This is a genomic window from Microbacterium phycohabitans (assembly GCF_032464935.1).
GTDB classification, from domain to species: domain Bacteria; phylum Actinomycetota; class Actinomycetes; order Actinomycetales; family Microbacteriaceae; genus Microbacterium; species Microbacterium phycohabitans.
Genome location: NZ_JAWDIT010000005.1, coordinates 152,649 through 168,199 on the forward strand (window position 1 = coordinate 152,649; position 15,551 = coordinate 168,199).

At 71.3% G+C, this 15,551-nt stretch carries 17 protein-coding genes and 1 tRNA gene; 9 read left to right on the forward strand and 9 right to left on the reverse strand.

Features of this window, described 5'->3' with window-relative positions; all coding sequences use genetic code 11:
* Positions 1-28 precede the first annotated feature (28 nt).
* Both RWH44_RS14245 and RWH44_RS14250 read right to left on the reverse strand, forming a co-directional pair.
* Positions 29-1,789 carry a S16 family serine protease gene (locus tag RWH44_RS14245; RefSeq protein WP_316005085.1) on the reverse strand — a complete coding sequence of 587 codons (1,761 nt, stop codon included), beginning with the start codon at positions 1,787-1,789 and terminating at the stop codon, positions 29-31.
* Positions 1,789-2,250, reverse strand: coding sequence for a GNAT family N-acetyltransferase (locus RWH44_RS14250; RefSeq protein WP_298874023.1), 462 nt, complete (start codon positions 2,248-2,250; stop codon positions 1,789-1,791). Before RWH44_RS14250 ends, RWH44_RS14245 begins: the two co-directional genes overlap by 1 nt.
* An 89-nt stretch (positions 2,251-2,339) precedes the next feature.
* Between RWH44_RS14250 and RWH44_RS14255 the strand changes: the two genes are divergently transcribed.
* A complete protein-coding gene (locus RWH44_RS14255) occupies positions 2,340-2,630 on the forward strand; it encodes a DUF4287 domain-containing protein (RefSeq protein ID WP_316005086.1) in 291 nt (96 codons plus the stop codon).
* 75 nt (positions 2,631-2,705) lie between these two features.
* Here the strand turns inward: RWH44_RS14255 and RWH44_RS14260 are convergent, their stop codons facing one another.
* Entirely contained in the window at positions 2,706-3,320 is a 615-nt protein-coding gene (locus RWH44_RS14260; RefSeq protein ID WP_316005087.1) for a MerR family transcriptional regulator, read from the reverse strand.
* A 68-nt stretch (positions 3,321-3,388) separates the two neighbouring features.
* On the opposite strand from RWH44_RS14260, the gene RWH44_RS14265 reads away from it, so the two are divergent.
* Positions 3,389-3,901: a DUF4188 domain-containing protein gene (locus RWH44_RS14265; protein WP_316005088.1), complete on the forward strand. Its 513-nt coding sequence runs from the start codon at positions 3,389-3,391 to the stop codon at positions 3,899-3,901.
* A 4-nt stretch (positions 3,902-3,905) separates the two neighbouring features.
* Positions 3,906-4,766 (forward strand): sulfurtransferase, encoded by an 861-nt coding sequence (locus tag RWH44_RS14270; RefSeq protein ID WP_316005089.1) that lies wholly within the window; start codon positions 3,906-3,908, stop codon positions 4,764-4,766.
* 233 nt (positions 4,767-4,999) lie between these two features.
* On the opposite strand, the gene RWH44_RS14275 is transcribed toward RWH44_RS14270, so the two are convergent.
* Positions 5,000-6,325: a flavin monoamine oxidase family protein gene (locus RWH44_RS14275; protein ID WP_316005090.1), complete on the reverse strand. Its 1,326-nt coding sequence runs from the start codon at positions 6,323-6,325 to the stop codon at positions 5,000-5,002.
* A gap of 109 nt (positions 6,326-6,434) precedes the next feature.
* Positions 6,435-7,889 carry an amino acid permease gene (locus RWH44_RS14280; protein WP_316005091.1) on the reverse strand — a complete coding sequence of 485 codons (1,455 nt, stop codon included), beginning with the start codon at positions 7,887-7,889 and terminating at the stop codon, positions 6,435-6,437.
* Positions 7,890-8,035: 146 nt separating this feature from the next.
* Here RWH44_RS14280 and RWH44_RS14285 point away from each other — a divergent pair, with 146 nt between their 5' ends.
* From RWH44_RS14285 to RWH44_RS14295, 3 genes are all read left to right on the forward strand, one after another.
* Positions 8,036-9,265: a trans-sulfuration enzyme family protein gene (locus tag RWH44_RS14285; protein ID WP_316005092.1), complete on the forward strand. Its 1,230-nt coding sequence runs from the start codon at positions 8,036-8,038 to the stop codon at positions 9,263-9,265.
* A 228-nt stretch (positions 9,266-9,493) separates the two neighbouring features.
* The gene (locus RWH44_RS14290) at positions 9,494-10,111 is read left to right on the forward strand and encodes a histidine phosphatase family protein (RefSeq protein ID WP_316005093.1); all 618 of its coding nucleotides are present in this window, start codon (positions 9,494-9,496) and stop codon (positions 10,109-10,111) included.
* Between the two features lie 275 nt (positions 10,112-10,386).
* A complete protein-coding gene (locus RWH44_RS14295; RefSeq protein ID WP_316005094.1) occupies positions 10,387-10,818 on the forward strand; it encodes a MarR family winged helix-turn-helix transcriptional regulator in 432 nt (143 codons plus the stop codon).
* 113 nt (positions 10,819-10,931) lie between these two features.
* On the opposite strand, the gene RWH44_RS14300 is transcribed toward RWH44_RS14295, so the two are convergent.
* The gene (locus RWH44_RS14300; protein WP_316005095.1) at positions 10,932-12,428 is read right to left on the reverse strand and encodes an L-serine ammonia-lyase, iron-sulfur-dependent, subunit alpha; all 1,497 of its coding nucleotides are present in this window, start codon (positions 12,426-12,428) and stop codon (positions 10,932-10,934) included.
* A gap of 146 nt (positions 12,429-12,574) precedes the next feature.
* Between RWH44_RS14300 and RWH44_RS14305 the strand changes: the two genes are divergently transcribed.
* Positions 12,575-12,647 (forward strand) — tRNA-Arg (locus tag RWH44_RS14305).
* Positions 12,648-12,832: 185 nt separating this feature from the next.
* On the opposite strand, the gene RWH44_RS14310 is transcribed toward RWH44_RS14305, so the two are convergent.
* The 3 genes from RWH44_RS14310 to RWH44_RS14320 form a co-directional block, all read right to left on the reverse strand.
* Positions 12,833-13,006, reverse strand: coding sequence for a hypothetical protein (locus RWH44_RS14310; RefSeq protein WP_316005096.1), 174 nt, complete (start codon positions 13,004-13,006; stop codon positions 12,833-12,835).
* Between the two features lie 86 nt (positions 13,007-13,092).
* Positions 13,093-13,719: an asparagine synthase gene (locus RWH44_RS14315; protein ID WP_316005097.1), complete on the reverse strand. Its 627-nt coding sequence runs from the start codon at positions 13,717-13,719 to the stop codon at positions 13,093-13,095.
* A 40-nt stretch (positions 13,720-13,759) separates the two neighbouring features.
* Positions 13,760-14,194: a YdeI/OmpD-associated family protein gene (locus RWH44_RS14320; RefSeq protein WP_316005098.1), complete on the reverse strand. Its 435-nt coding sequence runs from the start codon at positions 14,192-14,194 to the stop codon at positions 13,760-13,762.
* 266 nt (positions 14,195-14,460) lie between these two features.
* Between RWH44_RS14320 and RWH44_RS14325 the strand changes: the two genes are divergently transcribed.
* Together RWH44_RS14325 and RWH44_RS14330 are read left to right on the forward strand one after the other, a co-directional pair.
* On the forward strand, positions 14,461-14,871 hold the full coding sequence (locus RWH44_RS14325; protein ID WP_264631631.1) for a DUF4383 domain-containing protein: 411 nt from the start codon (positions 14,461-14,463) through the stop codon (positions 14,869-14,871).
* A 2-nt stretch (positions 14,872-14,873) separates the two neighbouring features.
* Complete coding sequence (locus RWH44_RS14330; RefSeq protein ID WP_316005099.1) at positions 14,874-15,398, forward strand: hypothetical protein; 525 nt, start codon at positions 14,874-14,876, stop codon at positions 15,396-15,398.
* Positions 15,399-15,551: the final 153 nt, after the last annotated feature.

Consider the following 15,551-nt stretch of genomic DNA (forward strand, 5'->3'; position numbering starts at 1 on the left):
CGAAGAGCGCTGGTCGAACGCAGCGGAGTCAGTCGCGCTGTACCCCACCGGCGAAGGCCAGGACCCGCGCGCGTAGGAACGGCGTCGTGAACACCCCCGAGGCGCCCGGCACGGGAGCGGATGCCGCGGCGGCCGCCGCATCGGTGAGGGCGCCCCGCAGTAGCGGGAGGGTCGCCCCGGTCGCCGTGAGGGCGTCGACCGCGCGGACCGTGTATTCGTCGGCGATGCCGATGCGCTGGGCGATGGCGTCCGAGGGATCGACACCGTCTGGCACCCGCACCGCGGACAACGCCGACAACGCCGCGGAACTGCGAGCGAACGCGGTGTTCGCGACTCCCAGCGCGAGCCATGCTCCGCGCTCGTCGGCGCGCGTGCCGAACTCGTCGCGCGCCGCCTCGAAGGCGATCGTCCGGAGCCCGTTCAGGTCGTCGGAGGCGACGGGGCTGTCGCCGCGCCGCGCGTCGTAGGCATCGGTCGCGGCGACCGCGGCCCGTCGCAGCAGCGACGCGAGCCCGTCGAGGTCGGCCTCGGACGCGAGACCACCGGCGCCGTCGACCTCGCCACGGAGATCCGCGAGGGCCCGCGCGGTCTGCATCGACGAGGATGCCAGCGCGGCCGAGGTCAGCCCCGCGGGGGCGAGGGAGGGGTCGGCGTCGGCCGCGAGGAACGTCTGCGCCTGATCGGCGAGCGCGCGGGCGTCGGCCGCCCAGCCGATCGCCGTGAGCACGGAGTCGGCGTCGTCGAGCGTCGAGGGCGCGTCCGACAGCTCGTCCAGCAGCGCGTCGGCGGTGGTCGCGGCGTCGGCGGCGAGCGCCACCGCCTCCGCCGGCGAGAGTGCGGGAGCCGCAGCCGCAGCCGCGGTGTCGGCGGCGGTCGACGCCGCGGCCCACGCGCCGCCGGTGTCGTTCGTCTCCCGCAGCTGCTCGCTGCGCGCGATCGCCGCTCGCGCGCGATCGGCGAGGGTGCTCTCGGGCGCGGAGTCGAGCGACGACCGTGCGCGATCCAGCGCGTCGTCGACCGCGGCGGCCACCGCGACCGGAGCCGTCGACGCATCCTCCGCCGTGGACAGGGGCGACGGCGAGGGCGGGGGCGTCGGGAAGGCGCCCTCGGGGAGGTCCTCCCCGGTCATGACGCTATAGGCGCTCGCGATGTCGGCGACCTCGGTGACGGTCATGCCCCCGGTCGCGGCGAGCTGGTCGAGATCGACCGCGGTGCCGTCGGCATCCACGGCCGTCCGCTGCCCCGCGGGGATCAGGATGGTGTCGATGCCGCCGGCCTCGATCGCCGCGGAGATCTGTTCGGGGAGCCCCGCCACCGGACTGACGGCACCGAGCGGGGTCACCGCGCCCGTGAGCGCGACCCCGGACTGCACCTCGGTGCCGTAGTACAGCGCGAGCACGCCGACCGCGGTGACCGCGCCCGCCGCCGGGGTGGCGATGCGCGCGTCGAAGCCGAAGGTGTAGGCCGTGTCGGGGCGGGCTCCGGTCAGCAGCGTCGCGGCGGTCACGGCGGTCCACGTCGCCGATTGGGTGACCGGATCGACGCCGCTGACGTCGTTCTCGGTGATGTCGATGCTCAACTCGCCCCCGTCGGCGGAGTCGGCCGTGATGCGCTGACTGGTCACCCCGCCCTTCTCACCGCTCGCGTAGAGCACGGGCACGGTCAGCTCCGAACCCGAGAACGACCCGTCGGAGCCGGAACCGAACCCGAGCGAGAACTTCAGGTCGCACCCCGCGAGCACCAGCGCGCACACGAGTGCCAGGGCCGCGGCGGGCAGCGCGCGTCGCATCACGCGTCGTCGGAGCTCGACGAGCGACTCATGGGCACGTGCGGGATGCCGTCCTCCGCGAAGGGCGCGCCCGAGACGACGAACCCGAAGCGGCCGTACCACGGGGCCAGATGCGCCTGCGCGTCGAGCAGGACCGGGATGCCGGGAGCCTCGGCATCCAGGTGGGAGACCGCCGCGCGCATGAGGTCGGCGGCGATGCCGCGGCCGCGGGCGTGCGGGGCGGTGGCGACCCGCCCGATGCGGGTGTTCGCCGGCTCGCGCAGCAGGCGCAGGGTGGCGAGCACGTCGTCGCCCTCGCTCGCCCACATGAGCTCGGCGCCCGGCTCGATGTCGCGGCCGTCGATCTCGGGGTAGGCGGCCTCCTGCTCGACGACGAACACGCTCACTCTCATCCACAGGATGCGGTAGAGCGTGAGCGGCGCGATGTCGGCGACGGGCGCCCGGTGCAGGGTGACGGCCATCCTTCGACCGTACCCGGGCGTCGCGCACGACGCGGACGACGACGGCTCCGTCCTGGACCCGGCCGGCGCCGTGCCGCTAGCCTCGCGTCATGTCGTTCCAGGCGTACCTCGACAACATCGAGACCAAGACGGGGCTCACCCCGCGCCAGTTCCTCGCGCTCGCCGACGAGCGCGGCTTCGGGCCCGGCACGAAGGCCGGTCCCATCCTGCAGTGGCTGAAGGACGACTACGAGCTCGGTCGCGGGCACGGGATGGCGCTGGTGCACGTGATCACGAAGGGTCCGAAGATCAGCGACGCGCATGTCGGCCGCGGCGGACCGCACGGCGACGCGAGCGACGAGCTCTGGCTCGACGGTGCCGCGTCGAATCCGAACGCATAGGCGGCGCCGGACCAGGAGCGCCCGCCGTCGAGCTCGCCCGAGCCCCGGCGCTGCCGGGTCTCGGCGGCGCCGGGTTCAGGCGGTGCCGGAGCCGAAGCGCTTCGAGGCCGCGACCTGTTCGGCGACGCGACGCAGCGCCAGGATGAGGGGCTCGACGAGGGCCGTGCCCAGAACGACGTAGCGGACGGCATCCTCGATGGAGGTCTCGGGGGTCGCGGCGAGTTCGGCCTCGGCGAGCGCGCCGAGGTGCTCGATATAAGCGTCCATGACCGGCTCCGGCACCGTGAAGCCGGCGCGGTCGAGGGTCGCGAGAGCGTGGGCGACCGCGGCGATCTGGTCGGGGAAGCAGCTGCCGACCGAGCCTCCCATCCGCTCGAGCAGAACGTTGGCCGCCGCGAGGTCGAGATCGGCCGACACCTGCGGGGTGATCGCGGCATTGGCGGCGCCGAGCAGGTCGTAGGGATTCTCCGGGGGTTCCTCGAGCACTGCGACGACCTTGCGCACGCCCGAGATGCCCACCCCCGCATCGACGAGGGCGCGGATGACGCCGAGTCGCTGCACGTGCGCCTCGCCGTAGGCGGCCTGCGTCGCCGACGAGCGCTCCCCCTCGGGCAGCACCTTCTCGCGCAGGTAGTACTTGATGGTGGCGACGGGGACGCCGCTCCGCGTCGCCAGCTCTGAGATGCGCACATTCCCCCTTGACTCGATAGCGAGACTATCCAACACTAGATAGTGACACTATCGAGTGAGGACGAGCCATGGCATCCATCAATCCGGGTCGCGTGACCCATCGCTGGGACGACGAACTCGTCGTCTTTCACATCGGCATGACCGTGAACCGCTGGTGGCGCCTCGACCAGTGGATGCCGCTGATGGGAGACATGCCCAAGATGCTGCGCGAGCTCAGCGTCGACCCCGATTCGGGCCTGTTGGGCTTCACCATGCTGCTCGGAGCGCGCGGGCCTTATCTCGTGCAGTACTGGTCGTCGCTCGACAAGCTCTACGCCTACGCCTCCGCGCCCTCGCAGGAGCACCGACCGGCGTGGACCCGCTTCAACCGGCGAGCGCGGAAGAACCCGGGCGTCGTCGGCATCTGGCACGAGACCTACGTCGTCAATCGAGCCGAGACCATCTACGTCGACACCCCCGCGATGGGTCTGCCGAAAGCGACCGCGGTGGTACCGATCTCTTCCCGACACGATCGGGCTCGCGCGCGGGTGGCCGACGGTCGAACGGGCGGCGCACGGGCCGGATCCCCGGGGTCAGAATGAGCGTATGGAATCGATCCTCACCACCGCAGCCGACCTGAACGCCGCCCTCGCCGCGGGGGCGTACCCCGACGGGGGACCGGTGCGCGTGCTCGACGTGCGGTGGCGGCTCGACCGCCCCGACGGCCGCCCCGACTACCGCGCGGGTCATGTTCCCGGTGCGCAGTACGTCGCGCTCGACCACGACCTCGCCGCCCACGGCGCCCCGACCGAGGGCCGGCATCCCCTCCCGTCGGTCCACGACCTGCAGGCGACGGCGCGGCGGTGGGGGATCGATCCCGGCGACACCGTCGTGGTCTACGACGACGCGAACAACATGGCCAGCGCCCGGGCGTGGTGGCTGTTGCGCTACGCCGGTCTCGCCGACGTGCGCCTGCTCGACGGCGCCCTCCGGGCCTGGACCGACGCCGGGTACGAGCAGGAAGAGGGGGATGCCGCGGCCCCGGCACCCGGGACGGTCGAGCTCGTCTACGGCGCCCTCCCCGCGCTCGAGCTCGACGACGTCGCCGGCTTCGCCGCCGAGGGCCTGTTGCTCGACGCGCGCGCCGCGGAGCGGTACCGCGGGGAGACGGAACCGATCGATCCGCGCGCGGGACACGTGCCGGGAGCGGTGAGCGCCCCCACCACCGAGAACGTCGGCGACGACGGACGGTTCCGCTCCCCCGAGGAGCTGCGATCGCGTTTCCGCATGCTCGGCGCCGAAGACGGGATGAGCGTCGGGGTGTACTGCGGGTCGGGGGTCACCGCGGCGCATCAGGCGGTCGCCCTCACGCTCGCGGGGTTCGAGCCGCGGCTGTACGCGGGTTCGTGGAGTCAGTGGTCGAACCACCCCGAGCTCCCCGTGGCGACGGGCCCGGCCCCGCGCTGAGGCTGAGCCCCGGTCCCGCGCAAGAGGCTGAGCCTGTCGAAGCCTCCGGTCCCCGCGCAGGAGGCTGAGCTTGTCGAAGCCCCCGGCCCCACGCAGGAGGCTGAGCTTGTCGAAGCCTCCGGTCCCTTCGACAGGCTCAGGGACCTCCCGCCGCTCAGGGACCTGCCGCGTCCAGGGACCTCCCGCCGCTCAGAAGACCTCCCGCCTTACAAGGAACCTCCCGCGGCGCGGGACTACACCCAGAGGTCGCTGACCGGCAGCTCGCGCCGCAGGACGTTCTGCGCCGCGCGGTGACCCGACAGCATCGCGCCCGGCACCGTCGCCGGATCATCGCCCCACGTCGCCTCCCCCGCGAGATGCAGCGTCCCGTCGCCGAGGGGCTCGGCGAGGTCGTCGTGGTCGGCGCCGATCGATCCGGGGAGCATGTACGCGTAGGACCCGCGCGAGAACGGATCGTCCTGCCAGCGGGTGACGAGAGCGCTCTCGGGGGTGGGGACCGCGTCGCCGTACAGCCTTCGCAGCTGCGCGAGAGTGGAGGCGACGATCTCGTCGTCGCTCCACGCGCGCGTGGCCACGGCGGCGGGCCCCGCCGCGAAGGTCAGCAGCGCGGGTTCGTCGTGCAGACGCCCCAGGTCGTACCAGGAGTGCCACCACTCCCCCTCGTCTCCGAGCTGCCGGATGCCGTAGACCCCGTCCTCCCAGAACCGCTCGGCGAAACGCAGCACGACCTTCTCGAACGCGTTCATGCGCAGCAGGCCGAGAGCGCGAGCGTGCGCCTCGGGCAGGGCCGGCTCGAGAACGAGATCCCCCGCGTGGAGGACTCCCACCGGCACCGTGACCACCACGTGCCGGGCGTGGAACGTGCCGCGATCGGTCTCGACCTCGGCCCCCTCGGGCGCCCACCGCACGCGCGAGACCACGTGCTCCAGCCGCACGTCGAGCCCCTCGGCGAAGTGCGTCGCGAGTTCGTCGTATCCCCGCGGGAAGACCACCTCGTCGCCGTTGACGGTGTCGTCGTCGAGACCGTGGGCGCCGAGGCCGTCCATGCCGATCCCGTACTGCTCCTGGGCCCGGCGGTCGTTGTACTCCCGCACGCGCTCGGCACGCTCGGCATCCCAGTCCTGCGCGGCGAGCGCGCGTTCCACCACCTCGGCGTAGGTCGCGTCGTCGTCGGCCTCGGCGATGATGCCCACCAGCGCGGCGTTGAGCGTGCGGATGTCGTCGGCGTACTGCCGGACGTCCTCCGCCGAGAGGCGGTGCCCGGCAGCGTCGAAGTACGTCAGCGGTCGCGAGTCGGGCTGGTATCCGCCGACGGTGAACTCCACCATCGGCATCCCGAACGCCCGGGCCGCCTCGGCGACGGGGCTGTCGTCGATGCCGTGGATCCACGACGCGCCGCGATCGGTGATGTGCCCCTCGGTGCGGTCGGTGAAGACACGTCCGCCGACGCGGTCGCGGGCCTCGAGTACGACCACCCGCTGCCCGTGTCGGGAGAGCAGCCGGGCGGCGGCCAGGCCCGAGATACCCGCCCCGACGACGAGGGTGTCCACCGTGTCCATGCGTCCTCCGCGTGCTCGTGGTGAAGCGACGCTACTGCGCGGGTGAACCGGGCAGCATCCGCCGCCCCGGCGAGCCGCAGCGAAGGCAGTGGACGCCGTGTACAGCGCCTCAGGCGATCGGCGCCTCTTCGTCGCGGCGGACGGGCGTGATGCCTTTGCGCCCGTAGCGCAGCCAGAAGTACAGGTAGCAGAGTCCGACGAACGGGATGCCGAAGTACAGCGCCGCGATCTGATTCTCGTCGAACGCGATCGCCACGATCGAGGCGGTCAGCAGCACGAAGGCGAGGATCGGCACGAGCGGGTACAGCGGCGTGCGGAACGCGAGGGTCGACACGTCGCCGCCGCCGCGGACGAATTGCCGGCGGTGGAAGAACTGCGCGGCGACGATCGACATCCACACCGCCACCGCCGCGAACCCGGCGATCGACACGAGCACGAGGTAGACGGTCTCGGCCGCGATCACGCTCGAGATGAGCGAGACCAGACCGATGGCGAGGCTCACCAGCAGCGCCACCATCGGGATGCCGCGCCGCGTGAGCCGCGTGAAGGCGCGCGGGGCGTAGCCCTCCTCGGCGAGCGAGAACAGCATCCGGGCGCACGAGTAGAGCCCGCTGTTGCCGACCGAGAGCAGCGCCGTGATGACGACGAAGTTCATGATGTCGGCCGCGTAGGGCACGCCGACGTACTCGAAGACGTCGACGAACGGGCTCGACGACAGACCCGCCTGCTCGTAGGGCAGGAGGGCGGCGATGACCACGATCGACCCGACGAACAGCACGAGCAGGCGCAGCACGGTCGAGCGCAGGGCCCGCGGGATGTTGCGACCCGGGTCCTTCGTCTCCCCCGCCGCGACGCCCACCAGCTCGGCGCCGCTGAAGGCGTAGAACACCGCGAGCGAGGTGATCAGCACACCGCCGAGACCCGCGGGCAGCAGCCCGTCGGGCGTGACGAAGTTGCTCAAGCCCACCGCCGCGTGCGGCTCGGACGACAGCGGCGTGAAGCCGAAGATCGCCATGGTGCCGAGCACGATGAGCGCCACGATCGCGACGACCTTGATGAGGGCGAACCAGAACTCGGTCTCGCCGAACACGCGCGCCGAGATCGCGTTCAGGGTGAACAGCACGCCGGCGAACACGATGCACCACACCCAGACCTCGACGTTCGGGAACCACCGTTGCATGAGGATCCCGGATGCCGTGAACTCCGACCCGAGCGCCACCACCCAGCACAGCCAGTACAGCCACGCCGTGGTGAAGCCCGTCGCGGGCCCCATCGTGCGTGCGGCGTAGATGTGGAGGGATCCCGACACCGGGTAGGTCACCGCGAGCTCGCCCAGGCAGACCATGACCAGCCACACCACGAAGGCGCCCAGCAGGTACGCGAGCACCGCACCGAGCGGACCCGCCTGATGGATCGTGTACCCCGAGCTCAGGAACAGGCCCGAGCCGATCACCCCGCCGAGGGCGATCATGACCAGATGCCGAGCGTCCATGGCCCGGCGCAGGCGTCGCGGTGCGCTCGCCGGATCGGTTGTGTCGAGGGAGGAATCGAGGGGACGACTCATGGGGGGGTGCTCGCCTTCATGATCGAGCCCGGAGCCGTCGAGGCGTCCGGGCGACGCAGTCACAGTAGTCGACGACGGGGCGGGAAGCGCCCTCACTACGCTGGACGCGGCGCGCGAGCCGCGCCGACGAGAGAGAGGGCGCGCGGATGACGGCAGCAGCGGAAACCCCGACGGGATCGGGAGCGCGCCCCGACCGCACCGAGGCGCCGACCCTCGGCGAATCGAGTCTCGCCGTGCACGGCGGCATCGAACTCGACAGCACGCGCGCCCTGCGCACCCCCCTGGTGATGTCGAACTCGTTCGCCCTCCCCGACGACCCGAGCGAGATCAGCTGGTCGGCCACCGCACCGAACCTGTATACGCGCAACACCGGCGTCAATCAGCTGGCGCTCGAGCGCAAGCTCGCCGCCCTCGACCACGGCGAGGACGCCGTCGCCCTGGCATCCGGGGTCGCGGCCCTGCACGCGGTGTTCTTCACGCACGTGCGCGCGGGCGACCACGTCGTCGTGAGCGACGTCGTCTACGAGGCCACCTGGCGCCTGTGGACCGAGCTGCTCCCGGGGCGCTACGGGATCGAAGCGACCTTCGTCGACGTGACCGACCCGGATGCCGTGCGCTCGGCGATCCGGCCCGAGACGCGGCTGGTGTGCGTCGAGGCGATCGCCAACCCCACCACGAAGGTCGCCGACATCGCGCTGCTGGCGGAGATCGCGCACGCGGCCGGCGCGATCCTCATGGTCGACTCGACCTTCACTCCCCCGCCCTTCTACCGTCCCCTCGCCGACGGCGCGGATCTCGTCGTGCACTCGCTGACGAAGTACATCAACGGCCACGGCGACGCGATGGGCGGGGCCGTGATCGGCCGGTCGGAGCTCATCGCGCCCATCAAGGCCGACGCGATGGTCGACGTCGGGGGCGTGATCTCGCCGTTCAACGCGTGGATGATCCAGCGGGGCTCGGTCACCCTCCCCCTGCGGCTGCGGCAGCACTTCGCCTCGGCGCAGCGCGTCGCCGAGATGCTCGAGGCCGATCCGCGCGTGGCCTTCGTCGCCTACCCCGGTCTCGACTCGCACCCGCAGCGCGAGACCGCTCGTCGCCAGTTCGGCGACGCCGCGGGCGGGATGATGGCGTTCGCCCTCGACGGCGGGCCCGAGCTGCAGAACCGCTTCGTGGCGAACCTGCGTCTCATCACGTCGGGCTTCTCGCTCGGCCACGACGACAGCCTCATCGTGCACACGGCCGCCGACGGCCCCCGCACCGCCGCCTATCCCGACGAGTTCCGGCGCTTCGGGCACCTGCGCCTGTCGGTCGGCCTCGAGGATGCCGACGACCTCGTCGCCGACCTGACGGCGGCACTCGACGCCGCGGGGCGCTGACGGTTCCTATGAATCGGGAATGTCCCGCGGCATCCCCTTCCGCTCCGTTATCTCACCGTTATAGAGTGCTCGCACGGTAGTTGTTTTGCTGTGGCAGCTACCGACATGTGATTGCAGGACACTCTGGTGCAGGAAAGGGCCGGTCGGGAAGATTCCGACCGGCCCTTCTTCATGCCGCCGCGCCGGAACCCGCCGCCCGAACGATCGCCACGGCGGGAGGATGGACGCGTGAAGGACGACGAACTGACCGAACCCGACGGACGCATCGTGCTGGTGCGGCACGGCGAGACCGCGTGGAGTCGAACCGGGCGGCACACCGGCCTCACCGACATTCCGCTGACCGAGACCGGCGCCTACAAGGCCGAGTTGGCGGGCACCCTGCTCGCAACGCGGCGGTACGACCTGATCCTCTCGAGCCCCCTGCAGCGCGCTACCGAGACGGCAACACGGGCCGGGTACCCGGGCGTGCAGACGGACGATCGTCTGGTCGAGTGGGACTACGGCGCCTACGAGGGTCTGACCACCCCCGAGATCGTCGAGCAGCTCGGTCATCCGTGGACGATCTGGGACGGCACGCCCGCCGGCGCGACCCCGGGCGAGACCGTCGCCCAGGTCACCGCACGAGCGGAGTCACTCGTCTCGGAGCTGCGCCCGCGGGTGCGGGCCGGCGAGCAGGTCCTGCTGTTCTCGCACGGGCACTTCCTGCGCGCCCTGGCCGGCACGTGGCTGGGCCTCACAGCCGCGGGCGGCCGCTATTTCGTGCTCGGCACCTCGGCGGTGAGCGAGCTGGGCTTCGAGCACGGCTCCGAGGTCATCACGCAGTGGAACCACGTACGCGGGCGCTGACGCGCCCTGGAGAGGGCCGGCCGGAACCCGCAGGACCGCTCCACGAAATCGATCACGAAAATATAACGGTGAGCCCTTCCCCTCCGTTACCTCACCGTTATAGAGTGCATGCACGGTAGTTGTTTTGCTGTGGCAGCTACCGACATGTGATTGCAGGACACTCTTGGTGCAGGGACAAGGGCCGGTCGGAAGCCTCTCCGACCGGCCCTTACTCTGTCCACTGCCGTCGCGTCGACGCTGCCTCCGCGGCATCCCGCTCCCTCTACGCTGAAGGCATGACCGATCGCCGCCTCGCCGTGCAGGCCTGGGAGAGCCTTTTCCGCGCGCAGCACGAGGTGTTCGAAGACATCCGGTCGGACTTCGAGGGCGAAACGCTCACCCAGGCGGAGTACGACGTGCTCCTCACCGTCACGCGTGCCCCCCGCATGACCGCGCGGCTGCGCGACGTGACCGGCAACATGCTGATCAGCCAGCCGAGCGTCTCGCGTCTGGTCGAGCGGATGGTCGCGCGAGGGCTGCTGACCAAGTGCGCCGATCCCGAAGACGGCCGAGGGTCACTGGTCACCGCCACCGAAGAGGGCGCCGTGACGTTCCGTCGCCTCGCCGCCGCGCACGGACGCTCGATCGCCGACCGCATGGCGCGTCTCACCGACGACGAGCTCGCGCACCTGCGCGCGCTCACCGCGAAGCTGCGCGGACCCGCCTGACCACGCATCGGCCGGACGCGGTGCGACTGCTCTGCGGTCGAGCCGTCACCGCCGGACCCGGAGGCTTCGACGAGCTCAGCCGCCTGCCCTCGGGCAGGTGACGCCGAGAACGCTCAGCACTCGATGACGTTGACGGCCAGACCGCCCTCGCTCGTCTCCTTGTACTTCGTCGACATGTCGATGCCGGTCTGCCGCATGGTCTCGACCACGGCATCCAGCGAGACGTAGTGACTGCCGTCGCCGCGCAGGGCCAGTCGCGCGGCGGTGACGGCGGTCGACGCGGCGATCGCGTTGCGCTCGATGCACGGGATCTGCACGAGACCGCCGACCGGGTCGCACGTGAGACCGAGGTGGTGCTCCATGGCGATCTCGGCGGCGTTCTCGATCTGACGGTTCGTGCCGCCCATGACCGCGGTGAGCCCGCCCGCCGCCATGGCGCACGCGGAGCCGACCTCGGCCTGGCATCCACCCTCCGCCCCCGAGATCGAGGCGTTCGCCTTGAACAGCGAGCCCAGCGCCGCGGCCGTCAACAGGAACCGACGGATGCCGCGCCGCCGATTGGCGTCGGCGACCTCTTCGTCGTCCCAGTGCGACACCTCGGAGCGGGTCACCGCGTGCCCGTCGTAGCCGAGCAGCGCGCTGCCCACGAGCTCGCCGTGCGGAGTGACGGCGTTGCCGACCCCCAGGCCCGAATCCGCGAGGAAGCGCCACCAGTACATCGCCACCGCCGGAAGGATCCCCGCCGCCCCGTTGGTGGGCGCGGTCACCACGCGACCGCCGGCGGCGTTCTCCTCGTTCACGGCGAGCGCGAACGCCCCGAGCCACTCCCCCGGGAGCTCGCGGTGCCCCTCCGCCTCGATGGCATCCAGCTGACCGCGGATGACGGCCGCCCGGCGCTTGACCTTGAGGATGCCGGGCAGCACGCCGTCGTTGTGCAGGCCCGCGGTGACGCAGGCGGCCATGGCGTCCCAGATGCGGTCGAGGCCCGCGGCGATCTCCTCGTCGGAGCGCAGCGCCTCTTCGTTCAGTCGAGCCGCCTCGGCGATCGTGATGCCGCGCTCGTCGCACAGCGCGATGAGGGTCGCGGCGTCGTCGAAGGCGAGCGGCATCGGCGCGGCCGCCACCGGCGCGGCCTCCCCCTCCCGGCGGATGAAGCCGCCGCCGATCGAGTAGAACGTCTCCTCGGCGACGACGCCGCCGTCGCGGTCGCGCGCGACGAGCGTCATGGCGTTGGGATGGCCGGGGAGCCGCGTGCGCGGCTCGAGCGCGATGTCGGTCTTGGCGAAGGGGACCTCGTGCGTGCCGGCGAGCGCCAGCGCGCGCCCCTCGGGCCAGTCCGACCACGCGCGGCGGACGGCATCCGGATCGACCGTCTCGGGCTCGAGGCCCTGCAGACCCGCGACGACCGCGTCGGGGGTGCCATGACCGATGCCGGTCGCGCCGAGCGAGCCGTAGAGGGCGCAGGAGACGGATGCCACCCGCTCCAGGGCACCGGTGCCCCGCAGTCGTGCGGCGAAGGAGAACGCGGCCCTCATGGGGCCGACGGTGTGGGAGCTCGAGGGTCCGATCCCGATGGAGAACAGCTCGAACGCGGAGGTGTAGGCGCTCATCCCGCCAGCGTACGTCTCCGGCTCGACACCTGCCGGTCATCACTGCGCCACGCCCGGGATGCACGCGGTTCGGGCCCGATTAGACGTCTCCCGGGGTCCCGGCTATGCTGGACTACGGCCTGCGCGCCGTTTCGCGCGGAGGCCCTGCGCCCGTAGCTCAATGGATAGAGCATCTGACTACGGATCAGAAGGTTAGGGGTTCGAGTCCCTTCGGGCGCACACTGTGTTGAGACAGTGACAAGCCCCGGCTGAGAAGAAATTCTGAGCCGGGGCTTTTTCCGTTCCGCGGCGCGGGTCGGCGATGGGCACGCGCATCGGTGTGGGCGCCCGGCGAGAAGAGCTCGTCCCCCGGTTCTGCGCGCGCGATGGATTCCGGCGACTCCGACCGCAGACGGCGGCCAGGGTCAGGCGGTCTCCTCGCCCCGATGGGCGGCGTCGGTGGCGACGGAGTTCAGCTGCAGGATCGCGATCGCCTCGTGCAGCGACCCGAGCGGCGCTTCGATGTCGTCGTAGTGGTGCACGAAGCCGTTCGCGTCGCGCGCGCTCACCGAGACCAGGGCGTAGCCGGGTCGTGCCACCCGGGACGTACATCCGAACCGCCGTTGCGCCATGGCATCCCCTCTGCTCGCCGCCGAGGCTACCGCTCCGGACGTGTCGACGAGGGTCAGCGCGCGGGCGACTTCTTCTTCTTGCCGGTCTTCTCCGCGGGAGGGTCGTCGACATCGTCGTCGTCGGTCTCAGCCCGCTCCTTCGCCCGGCGTTTCGCCTGCGAGGCGAGACGGGCGAGGTCGACCATACGCAAGGCATCCATGCGGGCCTTGCGCATCTGGGCGTACTCGGGATCGGCGTCGGCGGTCATGCCCTCGACGTCGAGACGCTGGCGGAGATTGGCCTCGACGTCGCCCCAGGCGGCGATACGCGCGTCGGCCACGAGGGTCTTCACACGGTCCGGGTCGTCGGCGAGGGCGCGCAGCTCCTTCGCGACGCCGCGCGACTGCTTCGCGCGTCGGCGCAGGTTGCGGGTGTCGCGGTCACGGTAGTCGTGCGTGCCCGAGGAGTCGGAGAAGCGCCCCCACGCGCGCTTTCGCTGGTGGGTCACCCGTTCGGCCGCCTGATCCTGCTCGTCGGCGAGGGAGCGCAGGGTGGAGCGGGCGAAGTCCGCGAACACGTCATTGTCGAACTGCCCGCCGCGGGCGATCGTGTCGACCAGGATGCGGTTGCGCACGGTCAGTCGCGCCGCGGCTGTCGCGATCGACAGCCCTTCGACGATGGCCTCTTTCGTGCGCCCCACGGGACCTCCCGCTCCAGGCTATCGCCCGGCGCGCTCGGCGCTACGCGTTCGAGAGTGTGGAGACGATGGCGGCGACGCGACGCGCGCGGGTGTCGGCTGCTTTCGCCGACTCCACCTTGACCACGTGGGCCTTGCGGGCACTCGGCGCGAGGGCGTCGAAAGCGGGGCGCGCGCCGGCTTCCGCGAGAGCCGCGGCGAGATCGTCGGGGACCTCGACCGTGCGGGGCTCCGCATCGAGGGTCAGCTCCACGGTGATGGCCTCTCCGCCGGACAGGCCCGTCGCCCGGCGCTTATCGGCGGAGAAGGGGATGAGGGAGCGCCCGCCCATCGCGCCGATCGTGCTCGAGAAGACGTACCCGTCGACGTCGACCACGACCGCGGCACGCTTTCCTCCGCCGAGGGCCTCGATCACCTCCGGGGGGACTTCGATGCCGGTGTTGTTGCCGATCTGCAGCAGTGTCGTCTCGAAGCGCATGAGGGGAGTGTGGCAGAAACGCCACTAAGTGAACACCGTGGGAATTGCAATCCCCGTCGAGGGCTCGAGCGTCCGCCCTAAGGTCGTGCTGTTGCGGAGGGCCTCGGAGAGTACTCGGGGGCCTTCTGTCGTATCCGGGCACGCCCGCTCGAGGGTTCTACAGGAATGCGCTCCCAGAAAGCAAAGGGCAATCCGATCCACGGTCTGCCTCCGAAGATGATGAGAAGCGGCCGGACGGTCGCTGCCAACAATCTGGGAGGTTCATCATGAGCTCTTCGCCCAACCGCATCGTGGCCACCGTCTTCGGCGCTGTCTACCTTCTCGTCGGTCTGCTCGGCTTCGCCGTGACTGGCGGCGTCGGATTCATCGCGACCGAGGGCGGGCTGCTGCTCGGCATCTTCGCGGTCAACCCGCTGCACAACATCGCGCACCTGCTGATCGGTGCGGCGCTGCTGGTCGCCGGTCTCGCCAACGCGCGTGCCGCCAAGGGCGTCAACACCACCGTCGGAGCGGTCTACCTCCTCCTCGGTATCGTCGGCTTCTTCCTCGTGGGCACCGCGGCCAACATCCTCGCGCTGAACACGGCCGACCACTTCCTGCACCTCGCCAGCGCGGTCGTGCTGCTGGGTGTCGGTCTCGGCACCGAGCGCAACGTCCCCCGCACCGCGGCGGTCTGAGCATGAACGCCGCGACCTTCGTTCGGTCGTGGCCCTCCGTATCCGCGTGGGGGGCCGGACTCATCATCGCCGCCCTCGGCGCGGGTGCGATCGTCCGTCCCGATTCCGGGGCCCTCGCAACGGGCCTCGGAATCGGGATGGTCATCCTGGGCCTCGCCTCCCTCGCCTGGGGAGCCGCGACCCTGTCGACCGGACGCCTCGTCGTCCCCCGACTCGCCCTCGCGGGCGCTCTGGCGGCACTCGCCCTCGCGACCGCCCTGATGTTCGTCGCCTCGGCGCACACCAGCATCATCGGCGTCGCCGCGGCCGCGGTTCTGCTCGTGGTCGTCGGGGCGACCTCGGCGGTGCACCTGCGTCGCCGTGGGCGCACGGCATCCCGCCCCGCCCAGCCGATGAGCGTCACGGGACTGCTCGTCGCCGCCGCCGTGATCGCCGTGCTGGTCACCCCCGCCCTCGGCGCGACGCAGGATGCCGTCCTGCTCCGTTACGACGGCACCGTTCCGGTCGTCACGCACGAGGGCCACTGATCCTCGTCCGCCGAGAGGATCATCGACGTCGAACACTTTCCGAGCCCACCCGCTCAGACGGTGGCACGCTGGATGAGTGACCGACGCGACCTTCCCCTCCGTCCCCGGTTGGATCGCGAGCCTGCGCGGCAAGATCCTCGTCGCCCTCGCGGG

Coding starts and splice junctions, on each gene's coding strand:
- RWH44_RS14325 (WP_264631631.1), top strand. CDS start 14,461: ATGAGCTCTTCGCCCAACCGCATCGTGGCCACCGTCTTCGGCGCTGTC.
- RWH44_RS14280 (WP_316005091.1), bottom strand. CDS start 7,889: ATGAGTCGTCCCCTCGATTCCTCCCTCGACACAACCGATCCGGCGAGC.
- RWH44_RS14265 (WP_316005088.1), top strand. CDS start 3,389: ATGGCATCCATCAATCCGGGTCGCGTGACCCATCGCTGGGACGACGAA.
- RWH44_RS14330 (WP_316005099.1), top strand. CDS start 14,874: ATGAACGCCGCGACCTTCGTTCGGTCGTGGCCCTCCGTATCCGCGTGG.
- RWH44_RS14295 (WP_316005094.1), top strand. CDS start 10,387: ATGACCGATCGCCGCCTCGCCGTGCAGGCCTGGGAGAGCCTTTTCCGC.
- RWH44_RS14255 (WP_316005086.1), top strand. CDS start 2,340: ATGTCGTTCCAGGCGTACCTCGACAACATCGAGACCAAGACGGGGCTC.
- RWH44_RS14245 (WP_316005085.1), bottom strand. CDS start 1,789: ATGCGACGCGCGCTGCCCGCCGCGGCCCTGGCACTCGTGTGCGCGCTG.
- RWH44_RS14320 (WP_316005098.1), bottom strand. CDS start 14,194: ATGCGCTTCGAGACGACACTGCTGCAGATCGGCAACAACACCGGCATC.
- RWH44_RS14285 (WP_316005092.1), top strand. CDS start 8,036: ATGACGGCAGCAGCGGAAACCCCGACGGGATCGGGAGCGCGCCCCGAC.
- RWH44_RS14300 (WP_316005095.1), bottom strand. CDS start 12,428: ATGAGCGCCTACACCTCCGCGTTCGAGCTGTTCTCCATCGGGATCGGA.
- RWH44_RS14275 (WP_316005090.1), bottom strand. CDS start 6,325: ATGGACACGGTGGACACCCTCGTCGTCGGGGCGGGTATCTCGGGCCTG.
- RWH44_RS14270 (WP_316005089.1), top strand. CDS start 3,906: ATGGAATCGATCCTCACCACCGCAGCCGACCTGAACGCCGCCCTCGCC.
- RWH44_RS14250 (WP_298874023.1), bottom strand. CDS start 2,250: ATGGCCGTCACCCTGCACCGGGCGCCCGTCGCCGACATCGCGCCGCTC.